Origin of the sequence: Dryocola sharpae (assembly GCF_051307055.1) — a bacterium.
In the GTDB taxonomy this organism is placed as follows: domain Bacteria; phylum Pseudomonadota; class Gammaproteobacteria; order Enterobacterales; family Enterobacteriaceae; genus Dryocola.
This window is the reverse complement of the sequence record NZ_CP149994.1, coordinates 1,837,723-1,858,938: the sequence shown is the minus strand read 5'-3', so window position 1 is coordinate 1,858,938 and position 21,216 is coordinate 1,837,723. Positions and strand designations below refer to the sequence as shown.

Sequence of the window (21,216 nt, the reverse complement as noted above, 5' to 3'; positions counted from 1 at the left end):
CATAAGGCTTGTTGATATTACCTGATGGAGACCACAGCGCGCGGGTTAACGCCGGAATTACGGAAGGAAATCACGATTTAGAGAAAAAGAGACGACGGGCCCGCCCAAAAGCTAGATGCGGCGAGCCTGCCAGAATTTTTTACGCCAGTAGACGTTATCAAGCGAAGAGCGCATCACGCCTCTGCTGGTGGAGGCGTGGATAAACTGATTATCGGTATCATAAATACCCACATGCAGACCGTTTTCCCCCGAGCCTGTTTTAAAGAACACCAGATCGCCCGGCAGCAGGTCGTTTTTATCTATTTCAGTGCCGATTTCAGCCTGACGGCGAGTCTCGCGGGGCAGCTGGAGATCGAACCGATCGCGGAACGTGGTAAAGACAAAGCCTGAACAGTCGACGCCACGACGGCTCAGGCCGCCGTAGCTGTATGGCGTGCCACGCCAGTCGCTGAGCTGGTCGTTAAGCTTTGCTATAACGGTTATAGAGTTAGAAAGCCGCGCGTTCGGCGGCGGTGCATGGTGGCTACACCCTGCGAGTACCAGACATGCCACTACAATAAGCCATACGCGCATTTCAGGCCGATCCTCACCCGTTTTATTATTGGCAGTAATTTAGCGCTTACCCAGGATTTGATGCAAGTTTTACCCGCCCGCCAGCGGGGCAATCAGCATGCTATGCCCTTCAATTTGCAGACGGCGAAAATGCATGTTGTAAGCCGTGGCTAAATGCTGCGGCAAAAGCACCTCATCGCGGTCGCCCTGAGCGATCGTTTTACCCGCGCGCAGCAGCCAGACCTTGTGGGCGTGGCGCAGCGAGTGGTTTAAATCATGGCTGCTCATTACAACGGCAACGCCCGCATCGCACAGCTTCATCAACTGCTGGTCGAGCACCGCCTGCTGCGCCACGTCGAGGCTGTTCATCGGCTCATCGAGCAGTAGCAAACGTCCGTGTGGATTAATCTCCGGATGAATCTGCAATATCACCGCCGCCAGCCGCACCCGCTGCCATTCACCGCCGGAGAGCTGGTTCACGGGGCGGCTGAGCTTGTCCGTCAGCCAGAAGGCCTGCGCAAGCTGCGTCATTACCGCCTCGGCCTCAGGCGCGGGCTGATGCAGCCGCAGGTAATGCCAGACGGGCATGGCGAACGGAGGAAGCTGTTGCTGAGCGAGATAAGCGCGCGTTTTCGCCAGGGCTGCCGATGACCATTCGTTTAGCGGAACGTCGTTCAGCGTGAGTCGCCCTTCTCCGGCAGACAAGCCGGCCATTAGCGTAATAAGCGTGCTTTTTCCGGCGCCGTTTGGCCCGACAAGATGAACCAGCTCTCCTGGATCAACCGTGGCGTTAACAGGCCCGATTCTGCCGGCAACGGCGATATCGTTTAACTGCAGAAGCGACATGATTTATTTTGCCAGCGCCGCTTTGATGGCTTCCATCACGATAGGATCTTCCGGCGTCATATCCGGCGAGAAGCGTTGGATAACCTGCCCGTCGCGGCCTACCAGGAATTTTTCGAAGTTCCATAAGATATCGTCCGGGTAGAGCGGAGCGCGGCCTTTGCTGCTCATTCGCTCATAGAAGCCGCTGCTTTCCGGCGCAACTGCGGCTGGCGCCGCGGCCACCAGCTTCTGGTACAGCGGATGACGATTCTCGCCGTTGACATCCAGCTTGCTGAACATCGGAAAAGTGACGCCATAGGTGGTGCTGCAGAAAGTTTTAATTTCTTCTTCGCTGCCCGGCTCCTGGCCCAGAAACTGATTACATGGGAAAGCGAGCACGGTGAATCCCTTATCTTCCCAGGCCTTATGAATATTTTCGAGCTGCTCATACTGCGGCGTCAGCCCGCACTTCGAGGCAACGTTCACCAGCAGAAGCACGTTGCCTTTCCAGCGCTCAAGCGTGGTCGTCTCGCCGTCGATCGTTTTAACTTCAGTATTCAGAATATCCTGCATAGCGTCCCCTCAATGGTAAAGCCCGGTTTATGACTGCCGGAAGCATAAAGCTGGCCTGCTAAGGTAGCATCCGGCCTTTAATAATAGCCATACGGAAGAAGGATTATTGGGCTTTTTATAAAATCAAAGTAACAATTCTTTTTCTTGTGATATTATAAGTTACATGAAAAGAGACAGCAAACTGTCGGGCATTCTGCATGTGCTGCTGCATATGGCAGAGTTTTCAGCCCCGACGACCTCAGAAACGCTGGCCAGCCTTATGCAAACCAATCCGGCAGTGATCCGCAGAACGATGGCCGGGCTGCGCGAGCGCGGCTATGTGCGCTCAGAGAAAGGGCATGGCGGCGGCTGGACGCTGGAATGCGATTTAACGCAGCTTACGCTGGCGGATGTGTGGCGAGCCATTGGCGAACCATCATTAATCGCGCTGGCTAATCGTACCGAAGCGCCAGGTTGCCTTGTGGAGCAGGCGGTTAATCACGCGTTGAATTCGGCTATCCGCGAGGCAGAAAACTTACTGATAGCAAATATGGAAGAGATCACGCTGGCTATGTTGCAGCGGGATTTCCATCATCATATGGCCCTGATTAACAAAGGCGCAGAACATGAACAACACCAATGACATCTTCAACACGGAATTCTCCCGGCAGTACGATGCCAGCAACAAGCGGCTGAGCCCCATTGCGGACAATCTGCACTTCCTGATCTCTTTGTTGGTACGCGACCTCCCCCGCGATGCCCAAATTCTTTGCGTCGGCGTGGGAACAGGCACGGAAATCCTCCGGCTGGCTGAAGCCCACCCGGGCTGGCGCTTTACCGGCGTTGACCCTTCGCCTGATATGCTGGCGGTATGTACCGAAAAACTGGCACAGCGGGGCGTGGCTGCCCGCTGTGACCTTATTGTAGGCTATATTAATGATGTGCCGCCCGTTGCAAAATTTGATGCCGTTCTCTGTCTGCTGGTGACCCATTTCATACAGCATCCGGAACGCCAGGGGATTTATCAACATATGGCGCAGCGGCTTATCGACGGCGGACAACTGATCGTGGCGGAGATTGGCGGGGATATGGCGGCGCCGGAGTTTGACGAACGCCTGAAAAGCTGGACCGCGATTCAGGAGCTGACCAGCCAGCAGCAGAAAAGTCCGGAGGAGGTAAAGGCTTTGCTTAACCAGCGGCTCCTGCTGCTGCCGCCGGAAAAAACAGCAGCGCTAATAACCGGGGCCGGATTCAGCCTGCCGCACTGTTTTTTCCAGTCGTTGTTAATTTATGCCTGGCAGGCTAAGAAAGCCTCCTCTGCGGCATAAGCCTGGCAACTTATTTTGCACCGGCTTTAAGCAACAACCAGATAAACACGGGCGCGCCCAACGTTGCGGTGACCACGCCTATCGGCAATTCGGCGGAGGTCAGCGCAAGGCGCGCAATGACATCAGCCCCAAGCAGCACGGAAGCGCCGGCAAGCGCACTGGCCGGCAATAAAGCCCGGTGATCGGTTATCCCCTTAAGGCGCAGCATATGAGGAATAACCAGACCGATAAATCCGATAGCGCCGGCAAGCGCAACGCTCACGCCCACCAGCCAGCCGGTGGCGATGACCAGAATATTGCGCCATACCCATATCGATAAGCCCAGCTGACGCGCGGAGTTTTCACCCAGCGCCATCAGGTTTAAGGGCTCATAGCTGCGGCACAGCCAGATCATCACGGGCGGTAACGTCACCATCAGCCACCACTGGCGCCAGTCCACGCCGCCGAAGCCGCCCATCATCCAGTACATCAGCTGGCGTAAGTCGAGGCTGGTGCTGAAATAGACCGCCCAGGTCATCAGCGCGCTGCAGATGATCCCCAGCGCCACGCCTGCCAGCAGCAGGCGGCTGGTGGAGAGGTGGCGTCGGGAAAAACGCAGCAGAATAAGAGTGATAAGAAGCGCGCCGACGATAGCGCATACGCCCAAAGCCCAGGAAGGAAGCATGCCCTGCCCAAGCAGAACGCCCGCAATAAGCGCCACGCCCGCGCCATTAGAGACGCCAAGCAAGCCGGGCTCCGCCAGCGGATTTTCAAACAGCGCCTGCATAATGGTGCCGGAAACGGCAAGCGCCGCCCCTACCAGCAAAACGGCGAGCGTACGCGGCAACCTTATCTGCCAGATGAAGAGTTGCGCATCATCGCTCCACCACTGCTGCGGCGCGAACCACCGATCGCCCGCGCACAGGCTCAGCACGCCCATGCCTGCCATGACAATTACCAGGATAATGAGCCATAAGCGTTCAAGGCGGCGCTGTCGGGAGGCGAAAGTGAGCATCGAAGTAGCAGGTCCATTGTATTGCGGTCAGGCGGCTGATTTTACGGGGAGTTTGTCCGGCAGGACAAGCAAAGAAAAAGGCCGCGGATGCGGCCTTTTTGGCTAACTCAGGTTACTCGTCTTTTGGCGACGCGTTTTCAACCCGACTTTTCAACTTCTGACCAGGTCTGAAAGTCACCACACGGCGTGCCGTGATGGGGATATCTTCACCGGTCTTCGGGTTACGCCCGGGACGTTGGTTTTTATCGCGTAAGTCAAAATTACCAAAACCTGATAGTTTAACCTGCTCGCCGTTTTCCAGAGCGCGACGGATCTCTTCGAAAAACAGCTCTACCAGCTCTTTAGCGTCTCGTTTGCTAAGCCCAAGCTTATCAAACAGATATTCCGACATTTCAGCTTTTGTAAGCGCCATACGTTCAATCCCTCAATGATGCCTGGAATCGCTCTTTTAATGCCTCTACGCATTTTGCAACGGTAGCGGCAATCTCCTCTTCTTCGAGTGTACGGCCGGTATCCTGAAGGATAAGGCTTATGGCGAGGCTCTTATAACCTTCGGCTACGCCCTTGCCACGGTACACATCGAATAAGTTTACGCCAACTACCTGATTTGCGCCAACTTTCTTACATTCGCCCAAAATATCTGCTGCGGGAACGTTTTCAGCAACCACCACGGCGATGTCGCGACGGTTGGCCGGGAAGCGTGAAATCTCCTGCGCCTCAGGCACCACGCGGTCTGCGACCCGGTTCCACAGCACTTCGAATACCAGCGTGCGGCCATTGAGAGAAAGCTTGCGCTCAAGCTCCGGATGCACAACGCCAATGAAACCAATGCATTCGCCCTGTAAATAAATGTCGGCGCTTTGGCCCGGGTGCAGGGCTGGATTGCCCGCAGCACGGAATTCGACGTCAGAAAGTTTCCCCGTCAGGTCAAGGACAGACTCCAGATCGCCCTTCAAATCATAGAAGTCGACGCTATTACGCGCCAGATCCCAGTGCTCTTCGTAGCGGTTGCCGCAAATCGCGCCAGCCAGCATAAGATCCTGGCGGATGCCGAGGTCTGCCTGAGTATCAGGTACAAAGCGCAGGCCCGTTTCGAAAATACGCACGCGGCTTTGCTGGCGGTTCTGGTTATAAACCACGGTATTCAGCAGGCCGGTCAACAGGGACAGACGCATCGCCGACATTTCGCTGGAAATCGGGCTTGGCAAAATCAGATGCTCTTCGCCCGGATGCAGCAGCTGCTGGATTTTCGGATCCACGAAGCTGTAGGTAATGACTTCCTGATAGCCTTTGTCCACCAGCATGGTTTTAACGCGCTTGAGGGACAAATCCGCTTCGCGATGGGCGCCCATGACCAGGCCGGCCTGCACAGGCTCGTCAGGAATGCTGTTATAACCGTAGACGCGAGCAACCTCTTCAACCAGGTCCTCTTCGATTTCCATATCAAAACGCCAGCTCGGAGCAACCGCCGTCCACGCATCCTGGCCTTCGGTGACTTCACAGCCCAGGCGGCGCAGAATATCGCCAACCAGCGCATCTTCAATGTGATGGCCAATCAGGCGATCCAGTTTGCTGCGACGCAGCGTAATGGTGGCAGGCTTTGGCAGGTGCGCTTCGCTTGTCACATCAATCACCGGGCCTGCTTCGCCGCCGCACAGGTCAATCAGCAGACGAGTTGCACGCTCCATCGCTTTATACTGCAGCGCTGGATCCACGCCGCGCTCATAGCGATGAGAAGCATCGGTATGCAGGCCGTGACGGCGAGCGCGGCCGGTAATAGAGAGCGGGCTGAAGAAGGCGCACTCCAGCAGCACGTTCCGCGTTTCATCGTTCACGCCGGAATGCTCGCCGCCAAAGATGCCGCCCATTGCCAGCGCTTTGTTATGATCGGCGATAACCAGGGTATCGGCTTTTAATTTAGCTTCATTGCCATCCAGCAGGGTCAGGGTCTCGCCCTCCTGCGCCAGACGCACGACGATGCCGCCGTCGATGCGATCGAGATCGAACGCGTGCATCGGCTGACCCAGTTCCAGCAGAACATAGTTAGTCACGTCAACTACGGCATCGATGGAGCGAATGCCGCAGCGACGCAGCTTCTCTTTCATCCACAGCGGCGTTGGCGCTTTAACGTTGATGCCTTTAACAACGCGCCCCAGGTAACGCGGGCAGGCTTCTGCCGCGTCTACGCGAATCGGCAGCGTGTCATCGATAGTGGCGGCTACAGCGGCCATTTCTGGCTCAGCCAGCGGCAGCTTGTTCAGCACGGCGACATCGCGCGCCACGCCGATAATGCCCAGGCAGTCGGCACGGTTTGGCGTAACGCTGATTTCAATGGTGTTATCTTCAAGCTGCAGATATTCACGGATATCCGTGCCGATCGGCGCATCCGCAGGCAGTTCGATGATGCCGTCATGATCGTCGGAAATACCCAGCTCGGAGAAGGAGCACAGCATGCCTTCAGACGGTTCACCGCGCAGCTTAGCCGCTTTAATTTTGAAATCGCCAGGTAAAACCGCGCCCACGGTCGCAACGGCAACCTTCAGGCCCTGACGGCAGTTCGGCGCGCCGCAGACGATGTCCAGCAGGCGATCGCCGCCCGTGTTAACTTTTGTCACGCGCAGTTTATCCGCGTTCGGATGCTGGCCGCACTCAACGACTTCTCCCACCACCACGCCATGGAAGCTACCGGCAACAGCATCAACGCCGTCAACTTCAAGGCCTGCCATGGTGATTTGATCGGAAAGCGCTTCACTGCTGTTGGCTGGATTCACCCATTCGCGTAACCAGAGTTCACTGAATTTCATTGGCTATCCCGCCCTTATTTAAACTGTTTGAGGAAACGTAAATCGTTTTCGAAGAATGCGCGCAGGTCGGTTACGCCGTAGCGCAGCATGGTCAGACGCTCCATGCCCATACCGAAGGCAAAACCGGAATACACTTCCGGGTCGATACCGACATTGCGCAGAACGTTTGGATGCACCATGCCGCAGCCCAGCACTTCAAGCCATTTGCCGTTTTTACCCATCACATCCACTTCTGCGGACGGTTCGGTGAACGGGAAGTAAGAAGGGCGGAAACGGACCTGCAGGTCTTCTTCAAAGAAATTATTCAGAAAATCGTGCAGCGTGCCTTTCAGGTTGGTGAAGCTGATGTTCCTATCGACGATCAGCCCTTCCATCTGATGGAACATCGGGGTGTGCGTCTGATCGTAATCGTTACGATAGACGCGGCCCGGCGCGATAATGCGAATCGGCGGCTGCTTGTCTTTCATGGTGCGGATTTGCACGCCGGAGGTCTGCGTGCGCAGCAGACGGGTTGCGTCGAACCAGAAGGTATCGTGATCCGCACGCGCCGGGTGATGGCCCGGAATATTCAGCGCGTCGAAGTTATGATAGTCATCTTCGATTTCAGGGCCGGTTGCCACGGTGAAGCCAAGCTCGCCAAAGAAATTCTCGATACGATCGATAGTACGGGTGACGGGATGCAGCCCGCCGTTTTCAACGCGGCGGCCTGGCAGAGAAACGTCAATCGTCTCCTGCGCCAGACGTGCGTTCAGCGCAGCGCTTTCCAGGAAAGCTTTGCGTGCGTTGAGGGCGTCCTGCACCTGCTCTTTGGCTTGATTAATTACCGCGCCCGCTGCCGGGCGCTCTTCCGCCGGCAGTTCACGCAGGGTGGTCATCTGGAGGGTCAGGTGCCCTTTCTTCCCTAAATATTCGACGCGTACGCTATCTAATGCGGCAACATCCTGGGCCTCGTTTATGGCGGCCGTAGCAACGGCAACCAGCTCTGCGAGATGTGGCATGGTATTCCTCTTATACCGGCATCATTACCGGATTGGTTTGTCTGTATCAAATACGATATGCAAAAAAAAAGCCTCCACACAGGAGGCTTTCGGCGCTATTTTTCGTTTCTTTTCTTACGCGCAAAGCCCCCTGAGTCAGGCGCTAAAGTAAAAAAAGAAACGGAAAATAGCAGCATTCATGCTTGCAGTTACCTTAATCGACGATATTCGTTCTGCTTATTGAAAAGGCTCAGACCCGAAATGTCAATAAATTGATTACCTTAGAAATTAAAAGAGGGAGACAAGCTCCCTCTGATAACCGGCTTACGCCAGAGCTGCTTTCGCTTTTTCAACCAGGGCCGTGAATGCCACTTTGTCGAAAACTGCGATGTCAGCCAGGATCTTACGGTCAATTTCAACAGAGGCTTTTTTCAGGCCGTTGATGAATTTGCTGTAAGAGATACCGTTCTGACGAGCTGCAGCGTTGATACGTGCAATCCACAGCTGGCGGAACTGACGCTTACGTTGACGACGGTCACGGTAAGCATACTGACCAGCTTTGATAACAGCCTGGAAGGCAACGCGGTATACGCGAGAACGCGCACCATAGTAGCCTTTAGCTTGTTTGAGGATTTTTTTGTGACGAGCACGTGCGATTACACCACGTTTTACGCGAGCCATTTAGCTCTCCTGTTCTGTATTCTGAAATTTATTAAAAAGTTAACTTATGCGTACGGCAGGCACGCGACTACCAGGCCCAGATCCCCTTTGGAGACCATGCCTTTCGGACGCAGATGACGTTTACGCTTAGTAGACTTTTTAGTCAGAATGTGACGCAGGTTTGCGTGCTTGCGCTTAAAACCACCGCCGGCAGTTTTTTTGAAGCGCTTAGCGGCGCCGCGTACTGTTTTAATCTTTGGCATTTAATTACTTTCCACTTCGCATTGTTAATTAAACGAACCAGAAGGCGAACAAAACCAGCGAGGCGTAAGCCCCGCCGGAGATGTTACTTGAGTGCCTTACTGTTTCTTCTTCGGAGCGAGCACCATGATCATCTGACGGCCTTCGATCTTCGATGGGAAGGATTCGACCACTGCCAGTTCACTCAGATCGTCACGGACGCGGTTAAGCACTTCCATACCGATCTGCTGGTGAGCCATCTCACGACCGCGGAAACGCAGCGTGATCTTAGCTTTATCACCCTCTTCCAGAAAGCGAACCAGGCTGCGGAGTTTTACCTGGTAGTCGCCATCGTCAGTGCCAGGTCGGAATTTGATTTCCTTAACCTGAATAACTTTTTGCTTTTTCTTCTGTTCCTTAGAAGATTTGCTTTTTTCGTAGAGGAACTTGCCGTAATCCATGATGCGGCAAACAGGCGGTTCGGCATTAGGACTGATTTCGACTAAATCAACCCCAGCCTCTTCGGCTTTTTCTAAAGCTTCATTCAGACTGACAATACCTAGCTGCTCGCCGTCTAGACCTGTTAGACGAACCTCAGTGGCACGAATTTCTCTGTTAATGCGATTAGGACGCGCCGGTTGAACTCTTTTTCCGCCTTTAATACTTTATTCCTCCAGTTGATTTAGATTGCGGCTGCGGATCTCTTGCTGCAGCTTTTCAATCAATTCGTTTACGTCCATGCTGCCCAAATCTTTGCCACGACGGGTACGAACGGCTACTTTGCCTGCTTCGACCTCTTTGTCGCCACAAACCAACATATAAGGGACACGACGCAACGTGTGTTCACGGATTTTAAAGCCTATCTTCTCATTTCTCAAGTCTGCTTTTACGCGAATGCCCGCATTTTGTAGTTTACGGGTCAATTCGTTAACGTAATCAGCCTGTCCATCGGTGATATTCATCACCACTGCCTGGACCGGAGCAAGCCAGGTTGGGAAGAACCCAGCGAACTCTTCGGTGAGAATACCGATAAACCTTTCCATGGAGCCTAAGATGGCGCGGTGAATCATGACCGGTACCAGCCGCTCGTTGTTTTCGCCGATGTACGACGCATTCAGGCGCGCAGGTAAGGAGAAGTCGAGCTGAACTGTACCACACTGCCATGCACGATCCAGGCAGTCATACAAAGTAAACTCGATCTTCGGACCGTAGAACGCGCCCTCGCCCGGTTGGTAATCAAACGGGATTTCGTTTTCCTGTAACGCCACGGCCAGGTCAGCTTCTGCACGATCCCACATTTCGTCGGTACCGATGCGCTTTTCCGGACGGGTTGACAATTTTACGACAATTTTTTCAAAGCCGAAGGTGCTGTACATGTCATAAACCATGCGAATACAGCTGTTCACTTCGTCACGCACCTGGTCTTCAGTACAGAAAACGTGAGCATCGTCCTGGGTAAATCCACGAACGCGCATCAGCCCGTGCAACGCGCCTGATGGCTCGTTACGGTGACAGCTACCGAATTCAGCCATACGTAACGGCAGGTCGCGGTAAGATTTTAGACCCTGATTGAAAATTTGCACGTGACCCGGGCAGTTCATCGGCTTAATGCAGTATTCACGGTTCTCAGAAGAGGTGGTGAACATCGCATCTTTATAGTTGTCCCAGTGGCCGGTTTTTTCCCACAGCACACGGTCCATCATGAACGGGCCCTTCACTTCCTGATACTGGTACTCTTTGAGCTTGGAACGCACAAAGACTTCCAGTTCGCGGAAGATTGTCCAGCCGTCGTTGTGCCAGAATACCATGCCCGGCGCTTCTTCCTGCATATGGTACAGGTCAAGCTGCTTGCCGATTTTACGGTGGTCACGCTTCGACGCTTCTTCCAGACGCTGCAGATAGGCATTGAGTTGTTTTTTATCCGCCCATGCAGTGCCGTAAATGCGTTGCAGCATCTTGTTGTTACTGTCGCCACGCCAGTAGGCACCGGAAGTTTTCTGCAGTTTAAAGTAATGGCAGAAACGCATATTCGGCACGTGCGGGCCGCGGCACATATCAACGTATTCTTCATGATGATACAGGCCAGGCTGGTCATCATGGCTGATATTTTCATCAAGGATGGCAACCTTGTAGCTTTCGCCACGGTTGACAAAAGTTTCGCGCGCTTCGTGCCAGCTCACTTTCTTCTTGATGACTTCGTAATCTTTCTCAGCCAGCTCGTGCATACGCTTTTCGAGCAGCTCAAGATCTTCCTGCGTCAGGGTGTGGTCAAGATCAACGTCGTAGTAAAAACCGTTGTCGATCACCGGGCCAATCGCCATTTTAGTATGCGGCCATAGCTGTTTGATAGCATGACCCAGCAGGTGGGCGCAGGAGTGACGAAGAATTTCCAGACCGGCTTCGTCTTTAACGGTGATGATTGCAAGCTTCGCATCGTGTTCAATCACATCAGATGCATCAACCAGTTCACCGTCTACGCGGCCTGCGATACAGGCTTTTGCAAGACCCGGGCCGATATCCAGTGCCACATCCAGCGGGCTAACAGCGCGATCGTAATGGCGTTGGCTGCCATCAGGAAGAGTAATAACAGGCATTATAAGTCCTTATTCGCAGTGGTGACCCACACGTAAGATCACATGCAATTTCATATTGTTTAAATAAACCAGCTAGTTAAGAAAGGTTGAATGCTTCACTCTGCAAACTGTGTACATCTGAGTGTACATAATACCAGATGTACCCTCACGAACCTGCTGATTACACCCGGCAATAGTACACGTCATTGGTAGAGGGATAAAGGCAGAACTTGATTGCAACGGGTTGAAACGACGGATATTGCAAATCGGGTCATCTCGATATCAGCAAGCAGATCGGAATAGCGCGTGGTGTACCGCGGCGAAAACATTTCGCGCCTTATTGAAATGATGAAACCGGAAATTTTTTATAAAGCGTGCACACGGCCACATCATAGATGGGCGCGACCTGTTTGCGCGGCGGTGGGCCTATTGTTTAGTTCGGTACGGTAACTGTGTAGCCGCGCGCCATGATGCACCCCATGAAAGTACTGTATATATAAACAGTATTTCATAAACAAAATTATATCAAGAAGCAAAATTTCATCAGTAGATATGTTGTTGAGGTTAAGTGATTTTTTTGTGCCTTATGTTTAGTGGCTCGTTATAATGCAATGCAAACAATCAGGAGGAAAGAATGCTGACCGAGCTAAAGAAGTACATACACAAAAATGATAAAGCAATGATTGTAATAAACAAATTGACACTGGCCTATTTAAAAATGATAGGCGCTGAATTTATGACTTTTGCAGATGAGAGGCTTATGAACCACTCTCCTGTAAATTATGCAGAAATAACACACATTAATACCAGCACATGGCAATTCACCCTTCAAATCACATCAGATTTCACTGAGGACGGTAATTTTAATTACAAAAGAAAAAATTTACTGGCCTCAGAAAAAAAAGGGTCCATTTTCATTATTGTGGATGGTAAAGAAATGCCCACCTAAACTGATGAGGATATGGATCGCATTATCATTGCCGTTTTCAATAATCCGGATATTGTAAAGCGTGGATGAATAAAGTAGACACGTTTATGACGTTTGTGGTCTGTTTTGTCTCATAAAAAGTGTGCTGAAAAGCTAAAGAGTTACTCGTTAAAATATCAATAATTATTTATCTTTCCTCAAAACAAAGCCCCTTTAAGGGGCTTTGTCTTTAAAATATTATTAGTCAGGATTTTTTTACTTCATCCTGCCATTTTTCCATATACTTTTTGAGCACCTTACTTTTTGTTATTGATTCAAGGACTGATAGTTGAGTTATATGCACGGCATGGTACCTAATATCTATATGTGGTTTTGCTTGTATTAAGTAATCAGGTCTTTTATGTGTTATGTAAGAAAGATCGTAAACCGTAAAATTACCAAGGTCATAGTACGGCAGTATTTTTTCCAGGGTTTTAATCCCTGAATCGAAAAGCTCTTTCGCTTCTTTTGAATGCGTAGCCTCCGCCCAATCATACAAGCCCATCAGCGTGAACATATATCCGTTCAAAGTGTACACATTTGGGGTCGTAAGATATTCTTCAAAGAAGATATAACCATCAAGGCTTTTGTCCAGGTCCGCCATTGTCACCAAGGGGCCTCCCTGGCTTTTCGGAACCTTAAGGAACATTAGTGCTTTGTTCCCTGCTTCAAGAAGTCGCGGGTCTTGATTAAGCAAATATACCCTTGCTAAAGCACTTAAGGCGACACCCTGGGCCATTCCAGAAATCCAGCCAGATTTGTATGGTGCGACACTGGTATAGTGGAGATATGGGAAATTGTATCGGAACGCACCATCTTTAGACTGTAGAGTAAGTAGCCGATCTACACCGTGCATCATTTTTTCTTTTGGCTGACCAGCCAAGTACCTTCCATATTCTGTGAGAACAAACTGCGAAATAGTCACAGGGTTGTATTGAAATTCATTACCGTACTTTATCAGCGGTACGCCCTGATTATCTATCTGAGTACGCTCACCCTCTCTATAAGACTTTGTCTTCCCATAGTTTAGGTAGTCGCTTTTCACAGTGTAGTTAGATGTCATCCTTGGACCGGCATCAAGCCCTGATTTCTGGTAAGCGTTCACACGATCAGCGCCATATTCCATGTTTTCCTTGCTGACATTATGTTCAGGCCAATGTTCACGCTTAGTGAATGCGTATAGTGATGCTGCGGAAATTATCACTACAATAAAGGCGGAGAGAATTATTTTTTTTCGCATGCTATTCGCTTCTATATTAAATATTTACTGGATCATGTAAGGCGTGGATTATGCTTTATCAAAGTGATGCATGTCCAGCCACGCTTAAGAATAATAGCTGGCTGGGCATGCTAACCCATTGATATTCAATATAAAAGCAAGGTATTACTGTTCATCTAGCTCTGCAACCCAAGCCACCAACGCCGACCCAGAACTTGAGAAGCTAGCGTTATCAGTTGACTGAACTCGCGCCAAGAAACCAGTAGAATTGGCAGCAGTATAACCAGAAATTATCTGCTTTCCACCAACTTGAGTATTTGAGTTTCCAGTGATAACTACCGGCGTTCTGGATACTGGGTGTGCATGAGGTAAAGTTACAGAAGCATCGAATACGCTGCCCGCTGTTGTGACTGGTACAATCACAGTTCCTACTTGTTTTGGTAGTCTGTATTTTGAAACAGTTACATTGCCAACCTCATTTACATATGCGCAACCATTTCTTGGTAGCCCAGTAACTTCTTTCATAGAAATCGTGCCAAAATCACCAGTTGATTGCCTGTTTCTTATTAGAATGACTGATGTCAATGAAGCAGCTGCGAGGAAAGTAAGACCTCCGTTAAATGACACGTTAATGCGAGCTGACGTGCCATCTAAAGCAAAATAGACCGGGAATGTTGTATCACCAGGGCATCTAATAGTTGTTCCCGTAAATACGAAATAACAGTCTTCAACTACACTTGCTGTGAAGTTTTGACAGCTAATAATTCCTTGCGAAGTATTAGGATTTGTAACAGTTTCAAATCTGCAGCCGATAAACTCAAATGTCCCTCCTTTTACTTCCCCCATGAACATTGCAATACCAGTTCCTGAGCGCCCAAGAAAAGTACAGCCGATAAATTTTATATCTTTACCGGCAACAATTCCCCCATTAGTGAACGTACCACCATGAAATCGAATATCTTCTGTGTTTCCATGCAAGTCCTGGGCAGCTATAGCGCCGGGCTGCAAGTTAGACATAGAAGCAAAAATATCTAAGTTTCGGCAACATACAGAGCCTATTCCTACGGCTCCGCCGAGCGAAATGGCATGACGAGTACCATAATAATACCCTCTAACTTGACCTCCTTGTGTATTACCTATCGCTAATCCATAGTTATTTCCCGAAGGGGTGGAAGATTGTCGCGGATGACAATTAATATCAATATCGACACACTTTTGAACGCTTATGCCAGCATAAAGTGATCCTGAAGCAAAGACATTTTCAATGACAGGTGAATCTATCATTTCTACCAGCAGACCGGTGTTACCTGTTGCTGGCTGTTTAATAACGAAATCTTTAAATATTGTTTGAGTGCCATTCAGTTTATAGAGTTGAACGTCACTGGCGTTATAACCATCGTAGGTTAAACCGTAAACAGTAACTGTAGTACCAGATACTGAAGCGACGCGGCAATACTCTCCTGCCCTGTAATCATCTCTCCACGTTGACCACGACTTGTTAGTTGGATTCCAGATTAGAATAACATCCCCTAGTTTCAGATCAGGAGGAGATGTAAATTCCAGCGAGTTAAACCTCTTGGTTACGTTTTGCGCTAAACCAGGTAATTGGATAAATTCCCCAGATGCCCCGATGCATTCGTATGCACCGCCAATACCTGACGATGCATCTATAACTGAGGATACGCCGTCGCCATAAATATAATCACCAGGGTTAAAATTAATTTTAGCGGATATTTTATAACGTCCTGCCGCTAAATGTTTGCGTGTTACGCCGGTATAACTTGCCCAGGCTTGAAGAGAGGCTGTATCGTCTGTTATCCCATCAGCTTTAGCTCCAAACTGCTGAGGTGTAACCCATGCTATAGCCTGGTTAAGCGTCCCGCCAGAAGCCATGCCAATCATGCTGGAACCTACCGAAGTCGCCAGCATAGTTCTTAATGATGCGTCACCAATTCCCACCCAGGCTTCAGGTCCAACTCCTCCTGCCGTTGCTGGTGTTGAACCAGGCGGCACTGTTTTTGGTAAATTCCCATCCCAACGATAGTATTCACCGCTAGCTTCATCTTTCAGCGCCTGATTAGATAATGTCAACGTTGCGCCTGACTGGAAAGACTCAACAAGGATCCAACCAATAGAAGCAAGTGTCCGTTTATATTGTTCTTCCATACCATACCAGGTAAGACGATCGCGTCCCAGCCGGTCAGGCCATGTTTCGTTCACTTGGTCCAATGTCAGGTGATCAATGTTCTCAGCGTTGTCATACAAATCTTTCGCAGCAGCAGACCCCAGCGGATTGCCGGTGTTATAAGTCGTCATATGGGCCTCAGAAATGAATAAACCCGCATAATCGGGTTATGAATCGGTGTAAATGTTTAAGCGACATTGCCGGGATATAAGACATTGTCGTAGTCGTAGAAGCTGGATTTATACTGCTTAGCAGTAACCTGACATGTGCCGTCAGATTGTGGTGCTATTTCGGAGATAAGCACGTTGTAGCCAACCCGGGAAGATTCGCAGAATATCAGTCTGGGTGGTTCAATGCCGGGATCATCCAGAAGGATGTCGTCGAACGCAGCCAGGTAAGGGACTGATATCTGGTAATCCACGGCGCTTGTCGCCACCATCAGCGACGATGCTGAACCATCCTGATAACGAATGAGCGCACGCGGGTTTGCAAACGACCAGTCCAGCGGTTCAGTAACCGTAAAGGTTGTCACACCGTCCACAGTCTCCATTTGCTCAATCAGAGCACTGACCGTCTTGCTACCCGGGATGTCATCCGTCATCACAATACGATCGCCGACGTTATAGCAGAGCGCGTCCAGCTCGGTGGTGGTTGTATGCGTCAGGCGTTGCTGACGGTACTTCATCAGGCGGCGCATACCAATCTGGTACGCCCTGTCCCGGTCAAGAACACCATCGAGCGTATAGGCTTCGATTTTTACCGGCGTCGGGTTATCCGGCGTGCGGCACTGTACAGTTTCTTCTGCCCAGGTGATACCATTAATGTACGTGACGTCCACGCCGTCATAGTCGTCCTGCGACGGCGCAACAAACGCAGTCTGCAGATCTTCAGTCATCTCCTGCGGACTGATAATACCGGTCCAGACTTTTACGCCTTCGCGGGCCACTGATGCCAGGCCATCCGCCAGCAGAAAGTAACTCTTCCCGGCATTGGTGATTTTCTGAAACACTTCCAGCGCTGATGTGCTGTCAGTGGTTTCATAGTCAAAAAACTCGCTGCCAGGCGTCCACCAGATATTTTCCAGCGTGTCGATGGCCTCGGCATCCATATCAAGTCCCAAAGAATTACCGACGTGATACAGCGCGCCGGAGATGCTGCGTGGCTCGCCAGTATCATAAATGCGGGTAGCAACTACGTTAACGCGGCGATCTGACTGCGCAGCCAGTTTGCCGCCAGTTTCAACCGTAACGCCCATTGTTGTCACGCCAGCGTATGAAGTGGGGCGGATAAGCAGACGCCCTCGAAGTGACTGCCAGAACATATTATCGCGGGAGTTGTTTTCGCCCTGCTCGTTGGTACGACGACAGCGAACCTCGACCAGACCTGGCGCCCCGAGCGTAATGCGCTCGGTGAAACCAAGTCCGTTGATATTTTTTATATCGTAGGTGCCAGTTTTGCTGGTCCAACCGGCGCCTGAGCCGTATACCCGGTACTGAATTTCCCACTGCACCTGTCGGTTCTTCTTGCTGCCATTGTCTTTGTAACCGCAGATCCCGTTCGGGGAGAAGAAATTCACCTCGAACATGTCGCAGGTTTCATTTTCCGGGCAGGCAAGGAACGGCCCCATCCAGTTATCGTTCTCGTTGAGCCCCGAAGCATCGAAGTCCAGCACTGTACGCGCAGTAAACCCCGGCCAGGCATTGTCAACCACGCCGCCAACCAGGCGTTGAAGCGTAACGCTGGTTCCGTCTACTTCAGTGATCCTGTACTGGTAACCGCCATGAGAAACAGACAAGCGAATATATCCCTCAGGAATACCTGTAAAAGCCACTCCGGTTTCGCTGTCATAAGCAAGGGTGACAGAAGCGGTAACCTCGTCATTTCCCCCGATCGCATCAGCGTGAGGGGTATATGAAGCAATGAAGAGGTTATAGTCCACGCTGTTGTACCAGAGGGTTACCGGCATTCCGACATATGGGCCGATTTCTGCCAGGTTATTGCTGGTAATCCGGCTGTAAACTCCATCGTTGGTTACAATGTAAGAATCCGGAACAATCAGCTCGACGGTTGCGCCGGAAACCCACGAATCAGGAAGAAGGTTTATCTCCGGATCTTCACTGTCTGAGCTGAGTCCGTTAAATGTAATTGTTCCCCCGGACACAGTCAGTGACTGCGCAACCACATCATCGGTATCCGGTGCCGTCTGTGCCATATCAAGCCCTGACCCTGAGGATGTGCCCCCGACCTCTGTCGAACTGAACCAGTTTTCCGAACGGCGGTCGCCAGAAACATTAGCGCCTGGCTGATAAATAGTGTGTGCGAAGCCCTCACCCAGAGAACTTTTTGGCGTTGAACCAACACGAATATCACCATCACCGAAAGAGAAATAACCCACCCCGAGGGAGATAAACATCTCTACTGTCATCACCGTCGGGTCATCAGCACTGAATCGGGTTACGGGCTGCACCACGTTCAGGATAGATGCGGCGGCGGCCAAATAACTCTCGAATCGGATCGCCAAGCTTTGCCCTGTTTGCTTTTGCGGGATTTACATCGAGTGAATCACCTGTTCCGGACGAATACCCACCCGGATCCCCGGCACCAGGAGCAAAGAATAAAGCGTAGGCGACGGACGCGACCGCAATGGCTATAGCAGCCCAGGCGAGAGCTACTAGAACATAGGTACCGGTGGCTTTTAGTGCCGGGCCAACGCCGCCGAAGATATCTTTTAGCTGACCACCCTGCTGCAAAAACACCTGAAGCGGATTTTGACCCGCCTGAAGGCTGACGATGATGTCCGTGAATTGCGCAGGGATCATACGACGGTTATTGGCGGTCTGCTTTGCGGACATGCCCGTTTTGGTAAGCTGGCTGCTGAATCCGGTTAATTTATTGCGCGTATCTTCGATTTGCTTAGAGTAAAGCTCAAAGGTTTCGGAATCGACCATGCCTTTCGCTTTAAATTTTGCTAAATCCCGCTGCTGTTTATCCAGCTTGTTCAGCGCCGCATTCACCGGATCAATGCGGTCAAGCAGTTCAGCAAGTGCCGTCTTCTCTTCATCGGTAGCCTTCGTGACCTTACCTGCGCTGGCGGCGGCCTCTTCACCAGCCTGCTTCATTTTACCAAGCGCGGTAGCCAGATTGTCTGCGTTCTTCTCTGCCGCGGTACTGTCGATGATGACGGCAAGGCGGGATGTCTGATCTGTCATTACTTTTCTCCGGACATAAAAAAACCCCGCCGAAGCGAGGTTGTTGTCTGCCAGGAGCTACCCCTGGCATTTGACCTGTTTAAGTGATTCAAGCTGGCGTAGCCGCGCATCTGCTTTTTTAGCCGCTTCGCTTTTCGCCATGCCATTACCGATACCAAAATCACCAAGGAAACCCAGAACCGTTCTTCCGTCAAACTGCCCTGTCGTGTCGATTTCCTGCTGTATGCTATGGGCCTTGGCAATTTCCTGATTGATCGCGTTACAGTCAAATGCCGCGGTTTCTTCCCCGGTGACTGCCGGAGCCTGCGGGTATTGCTTGGTCGCGCATCCGGCCAGCAGGACTACAAAGGCTACTACTATCATTTTTTTCATCGTTATTTCCGTTGTTGTGATCTGTAAAACTGTTATCGGCAGCTTAAATCATCTCAACAGGCAATAGTGATAAATCAAAATCACTGAGTTGGGGGTTTATTATCGGCGGCACGCTTTTGCTCCTGCGCCCATTTATCTCGCCAGGCATCATCCAGAGCCAGTATTGCAGCATCGAATTCATAACGTTCAATGAGCAGCGGTCGTGACGACAGATAACGATCGATATCATGTAGCGACAATGGCAACGGTGCGCCAGCCATGCCCGCATATTGTCGGGCGCGGGATATCACCGCGTAGGCGTTAAGAATTTCACCGGTCACGCCGTCGATTTCCGGCTCCGGTACTGGCGGCAGTTTTAACTTTTCCCGCCGCCACTTCGCCTTTTCGCCCTGCTCGCCGCCGAACTCACTCAGCCACGCCTGCGCGTCGAGGGCTTTTTTACGGTTTCCTGAGTCTGCTGCTCTTTACCCTGGGCAATGCTTGCGGACTCGCCGAGGATTTGCCAGTAAAGCTCAGGATGCTGCTTCAGCATGGCCGCGCCGCGTTCCGGCGTGTAGTCGACAGCAACCTCCTTACCGTCCACCAGCTCGCCAACACCTTCCCAGCCTTTCAGCAGGTAGCGGGCGCAGTTATCGATCAGCAGGTCATCAACAGAGTCGATATCCTGAAGCGAACTGTCTTCCCTTCTTTGTCGGTGATCCAGTAGAGGTTGTTCAGACGCCAGAGCTTGTCACGCAGCAATGCGAGATGTTCCGGCTTCATGGTTACCCCTTGGCTAAATCATCCATTAAATCGGAAAGCTTTTTCGTTGTGTCGTCGCCGGTCGGGCCTTCAATGCCATAAGCCTGACGTTCAAGGCCAATAAGGGTTTTGAGCGTGTCGGAAAGGTCTTTCATCGACTTCACCCGCCCCGGCATGCTGATAACCTTGCGATAGATTTCGTTGAGCCTGTCCTGGCCTTTATCGTCAGGATTGAGCATCAACTCGCCCAGCTTCTCCAGCGCGCCCACATCCGCGCACTCTGCGCCCAGCTCATCAAAGAGAGAGTTAGCGAGCGTTCGCGCCCGGCGTATGTCTCCCCGATGCTCCATGCGGACGGTGGCGATGACCTCAGCATTGGCCTCAATCAGTATCCGTTCGCTGGTAGCCGTTTCAGTGGATACCGTTCTGGATACCTCACGTTTGGATACCAGAGCATCAGCCTTGGCTTTTATCTTTGCCTTGAGGTCACGCTCCCAGCCGTCACGCTTAGCGCGCTTGTTAATAGCGCTATGTGTGATGCCATGCTGAGATGCGATTTCACGGATGGACATCAAACCAGCACGGTAAGCCGATTCGATGGCCTCCCAATCTGGTTTTGCCATGGTTCTTTTCCTGTTTTTAAGTCATTAAAAAAGCCACTCGGGTTGAGTGGCCTTTGTGATGACAATAAAAAAACCGCCCGGAGGCGGCTGTTTGTAAGAATTGACCGTGTGAACTAGTCATCTGACCAATTGCGAAGCGAACCATCACTTCCACACTCGCTGCATGATTTGCGCGGGAAGTTTCGATTCAAAGCCCATCTAGTGAAGTCATCTGGATCAGGGTAATACTGACCATCCTGGTGGTCATAAATCTGCTGAACCTCTTCCTCATAAGTCTCTGCTAAGGCTGGTGAAACTTCTTCATCCCAGAAGCTTTTTTCACAGTCGCAGCATACTACGGTGATTGTTTCCGACATTAGGTTTTCTCACTCTATTGGGCGAGCTAATACCTTAAT

At 51.2% G+C, this 21,216-nt stretch carries 22 protein-coding genes, 3 pseudogenes and 1 other annotated feature; of the genes and pseudogenes, 3 read left to right on the top strand and 22 right to left on the bottom strand.

Features of this window, described 5'->3' with window-relative positions:
• Positions 1–111 precede the first annotated feature (111 nt).
• The 3 genes from WLO31_RS08980 to WLO31_RS08970 form a co-directional block, all read right to left on the bottom strand.
• The gene (locus WLO31_RS08980; RefSeq protein WP_435930093.1) at positions 112–573 is read right to left on the bottom strand and encodes an NlpC/P60 family protein; all 462 of its coding nucleotides are present in this window, start codon (positions 571–573) and stop codon (positions 112–114) included.
• 69 nt (positions 574–642) lie between these two features.
• Positions 643–1,401, bottom strand: coding sequence for a vitamin B12 ABC transporter ATP-binding protein BtuD (btuD, locus tag WLO31_RS08975; RefSeq protein ID WP_435930566.1), 759 nt, complete (start codon positions 1,399–1,401; stop codon positions 643–645).
• Positions 1,402–1,950, bottom strand: a complete 549-nt coding sequence (locus tag WLO31_RS08970) for a glutathione peroxidase (RefSeq protein ID WP_435930092.1) — start codon at positions 1,948–1,950, stop codon at positions 1,402–1,404.
• A gap of 163 nt (positions 1,951–2,113) precedes the next feature.
• On the opposite strand from WLO31_RS08970, the gene WLO31_RS08965 reads away from it, so the two are divergent.
• Entirely contained in the window at positions 2,114–2,572 is a 459-nt protein-coding gene (locus WLO31_RS08965) for an Rrf2 family transcriptional regulator (RefSeq protein WP_435930091.1), read from the top strand.
• A complete protein-coding gene (locus WLO31_RS08960; protein ID WP_435930089.1) occupies positions 2,556–3,257 on the top strand; it encodes a class I SAM-dependent methyltransferase in 702 nt (233 codons plus the stop codon). Before WLO31_RS08965 ends, WLO31_RS08960 begins: the two co-directional genes overlap by 17 nt.
• A 10-nt stretch (positions 3,258–3,267) precedes the next feature.
• Here WLO31_RS08960 and btuC read toward each other — a convergent pair whose 3' ends face one another.
• From btuC to WLO31_RS08910, 10 genes and pseudogenes are all read right to left on the bottom strand, one after another.
• The gene (gene btuC / locus WLO31_RS08955) at positions 3,268–4,251 is read right to left on the bottom strand and encodes a vitamin B12 ABC transporter permease BtuC (RefSeq protein ID WP_435930088.1); all 984 of its coding nucleotides are present in this window, start codon (positions 4,249–4,251) and stop codon (positions 3,268–3,270) included.
• Between the two features lie 112 nt (positions 4,252–4,363).
• The gene (gene ihfA / locus WLO31_RS08950) at positions 4,364–4,663 is read right to left on the bottom strand and encodes an integration host factor subunit alpha (RefSeq protein ID WP_001229265.1); all 300 of its coding nucleotides are present in this window, start codon (positions 4,661–4,663) and stop codon (positions 4,364–4,366) included.
• 4 nt (positions 4,664–4,667) lie between these two features.
• Positions 4,668–7,055: a phenylalanine--tRNA ligase subunit beta gene (gene pheT, locus WLO31_RS08945; protein ID WP_435930087.1), complete on the bottom strand. Its 2,388-nt coding sequence runs from the start codon at positions 7,053–7,055 to the stop codon at positions 4,668–4,670.
• Positions 7,056–7,069: 14 nt separating this feature from the next.
• Complete coding sequence (gene pheS, locus WLO31_RS08940) at positions 7,070–8,053, bottom strand: phenylalanine--tRNA ligase subunit alpha (RefSeq protein WP_435930086.1); 984 nt, start codon at positions 8,051–8,053, stop codon at positions 7,070–7,072.
• Between the two features lie 61 nt (positions 8,054–8,114).
• Positions 8,115–8,238: a sequence feature (Phe leader region), on the bottom strand.
• Positions 8,189–8,233: a pheST operon leader peptide PheM gene (pheM, locus tag WLO31_RS08935; RefSeq protein ID WP_106120997.1), complete on the bottom strand. Its 45-nt coding sequence runs from the start codon at positions 8,231–8,233 to the stop codon at positions 8,189–8,191. Its footprint overlaps the feature before it by 45 nt.
• Positions 8,239–8,356: 118 nt before the next feature.
• The gene (gene rplT, locus WLO31_RS08930) at positions 8,357–8,713 is read right to left on the bottom strand and encodes a 50S ribosomal protein L20 (RefSeq protein WP_000124850.1); all 357 of its coding nucleotides are present in this window, start codon (positions 8,711–8,713) and stop codon (positions 8,357–8,359) included.
• Between the two features lie 44 nt (positions 8,714–8,757).
• Positions 8,758–8,955 carry a 50S ribosomal protein L35 gene (gene rpmI / locus WLO31_RS08925; RefSeq protein WP_004263702.1) on the bottom strand — a complete coding sequence of 66 codons (198 nt, stop codon included), beginning with the start codon at positions 8,953–8,955 and terminating at the stop codon, positions 8,758–8,760.
• 96 nt (positions 8,956–9,051) lie between these two features.
• Positions 9,052–9,594 (bottom strand): translation initiation factor IF-3, encoded by a 543-nt coding sequence (gene infC, locus WLO31_RS08920; protein WP_121268117.1) that lies wholly within the window; start codon positions 9,592–9,594, stop codon positions 9,052–9,054.
• Between the two features lie 3 nt (positions 9,595–9,597).
• Positions 9,598–11,526 (bottom strand): threonine--tRNA ligase, encoded by a 1,929-nt coding sequence (gene thrS, locus WLO31_RS08915; RefSeq protein ID WP_435930085.1) that lies wholly within the window; start codon positions 11,524–11,526, stop codon positions 9,598–9,600.
• A gap of 316 nt (positions 11,527–11,842) precedes the next feature.
• Positions 11,843–11,923: pseudogene (locus WLO31_RS08910) on the bottom strand (DNA-invertase); the annotation flags it as partial.
• Between the two features lie 216 nt (positions 11,924–12,139).
• Here WLO31_RS08910 and WLO31_RS08905 point away from each other — a divergent pair.
• Complete coding sequence (locus tag WLO31_RS08905) at positions 12,140–12,454, top strand: hypothetical protein (protein ID WP_435930084.1); 315 nt, start codon at positions 12,140–12,142, stop codon at positions 12,452–12,454.
• Positions 12,455–12,677: 223 nt separating this feature from the next.
• On the opposite strand, the gene WLO31_RS08900 is transcribed toward WLO31_RS08905, so the two are convergent.
• From WLO31_RS08900 to WLO31_RS08860, 9 genes and pseudogenes are all read right to left on the bottom strand, one after another.
• The gene (locus tag WLO31_RS08900) at positions 12,678–13,712 is read right to left on the bottom strand and encodes a D-glucuronyl C5-epimerase family protein (protein WP_435930083.1); all 1,035 of its coding nucleotides are present in this window, start codon (positions 13,710–13,712) and stop codon (positions 12,678–12,680) included.
• Positions 13,713–13,856: 144 nt separating this feature from the next.
• The gene (locus WLO31_RS08895) at positions 13,857–16,007 is read right to left on the bottom strand and encodes a phage tailspike polysaccharide lyase family protein (protein WP_435930082.1); all 2,151 of its coding nucleotides are present in this window, start codon (positions 16,005–16,007) and stop codon (positions 13,857–13,859) included.
• Between the two features lie 56 nt (positions 16,008–16,063).
• Complete coding sequence (locus WLO31_RS08890) at positions 16,064–18,397, bottom strand: host specificity factor TipJ family phage tail protein (protein ID WP_435930081.1); 2,334 nt, start codon at positions 18,395–18,397, stop codon at positions 16,064–16,066.
• A 100-nt stretch (positions 18,398–18,497) separates the two neighbouring features.
• Positions 18,498–19,085, bottom strand: a pseudogene (locus tag WLO31_RS08885) (phage tail length tape measure family protein); the annotation flags it as partial.
• A 57-nt stretch (positions 19,086–19,142) separates the two neighbouring features.
• Positions 19,143–19,457, bottom strand: coding sequence for a hypothetical protein (locus WLO31_RS08880; protein ID WP_435930080.1), 315 nt, complete (start codon positions 19,455–19,457; stop codon positions 19,143–19,145).
• A gap of 80 nt (positions 19,458–19,537) precedes the next feature.
• The gene (locus tag WLO31_RS08875) at positions 19,538–19,777 is read right to left on the bottom strand and encodes a hypothetical protein (RefSeq protein ID WP_435930079.1); all 240 of its coding nucleotides are present in this window, start codon (positions 19,775–19,777) and stop codon (positions 19,538–19,540) included.
• 89 nt (positions 19,778–19,866) lie between these two features.
• Positions 19,867–20,118 (bottom strand): annotated as a pseudogene (locus tag WLO31_RS08870) (hypothetical protein); the annotation flags it as partial.
• Positions 20,094–20,219: a hypothetical protein gene (locus WLO31_RS08865; RefSeq protein ID WP_435930701.1), complete on the bottom strand. Its 126-nt coding sequence runs from the start codon at positions 20,217–20,219 to the stop codon at positions 20,094–20,096. The gene WLO31_RS08865 and the pseudogene WLO31_RS08870, both read right to left, overlap by 25 nt.
• A 2-nt stretch (positions 20,220–20,221) precedes the next feature.
• Entirely contained in the window at positions 20,222–20,821 is a 600-nt protein-coding gene (locus tag WLO31_RS08860) for a hypothetical protein (RefSeq protein ID WP_435930077.1), read from the bottom strand.
• Positions 20,822–21,216: the final 395 nt, after the last annotated feature.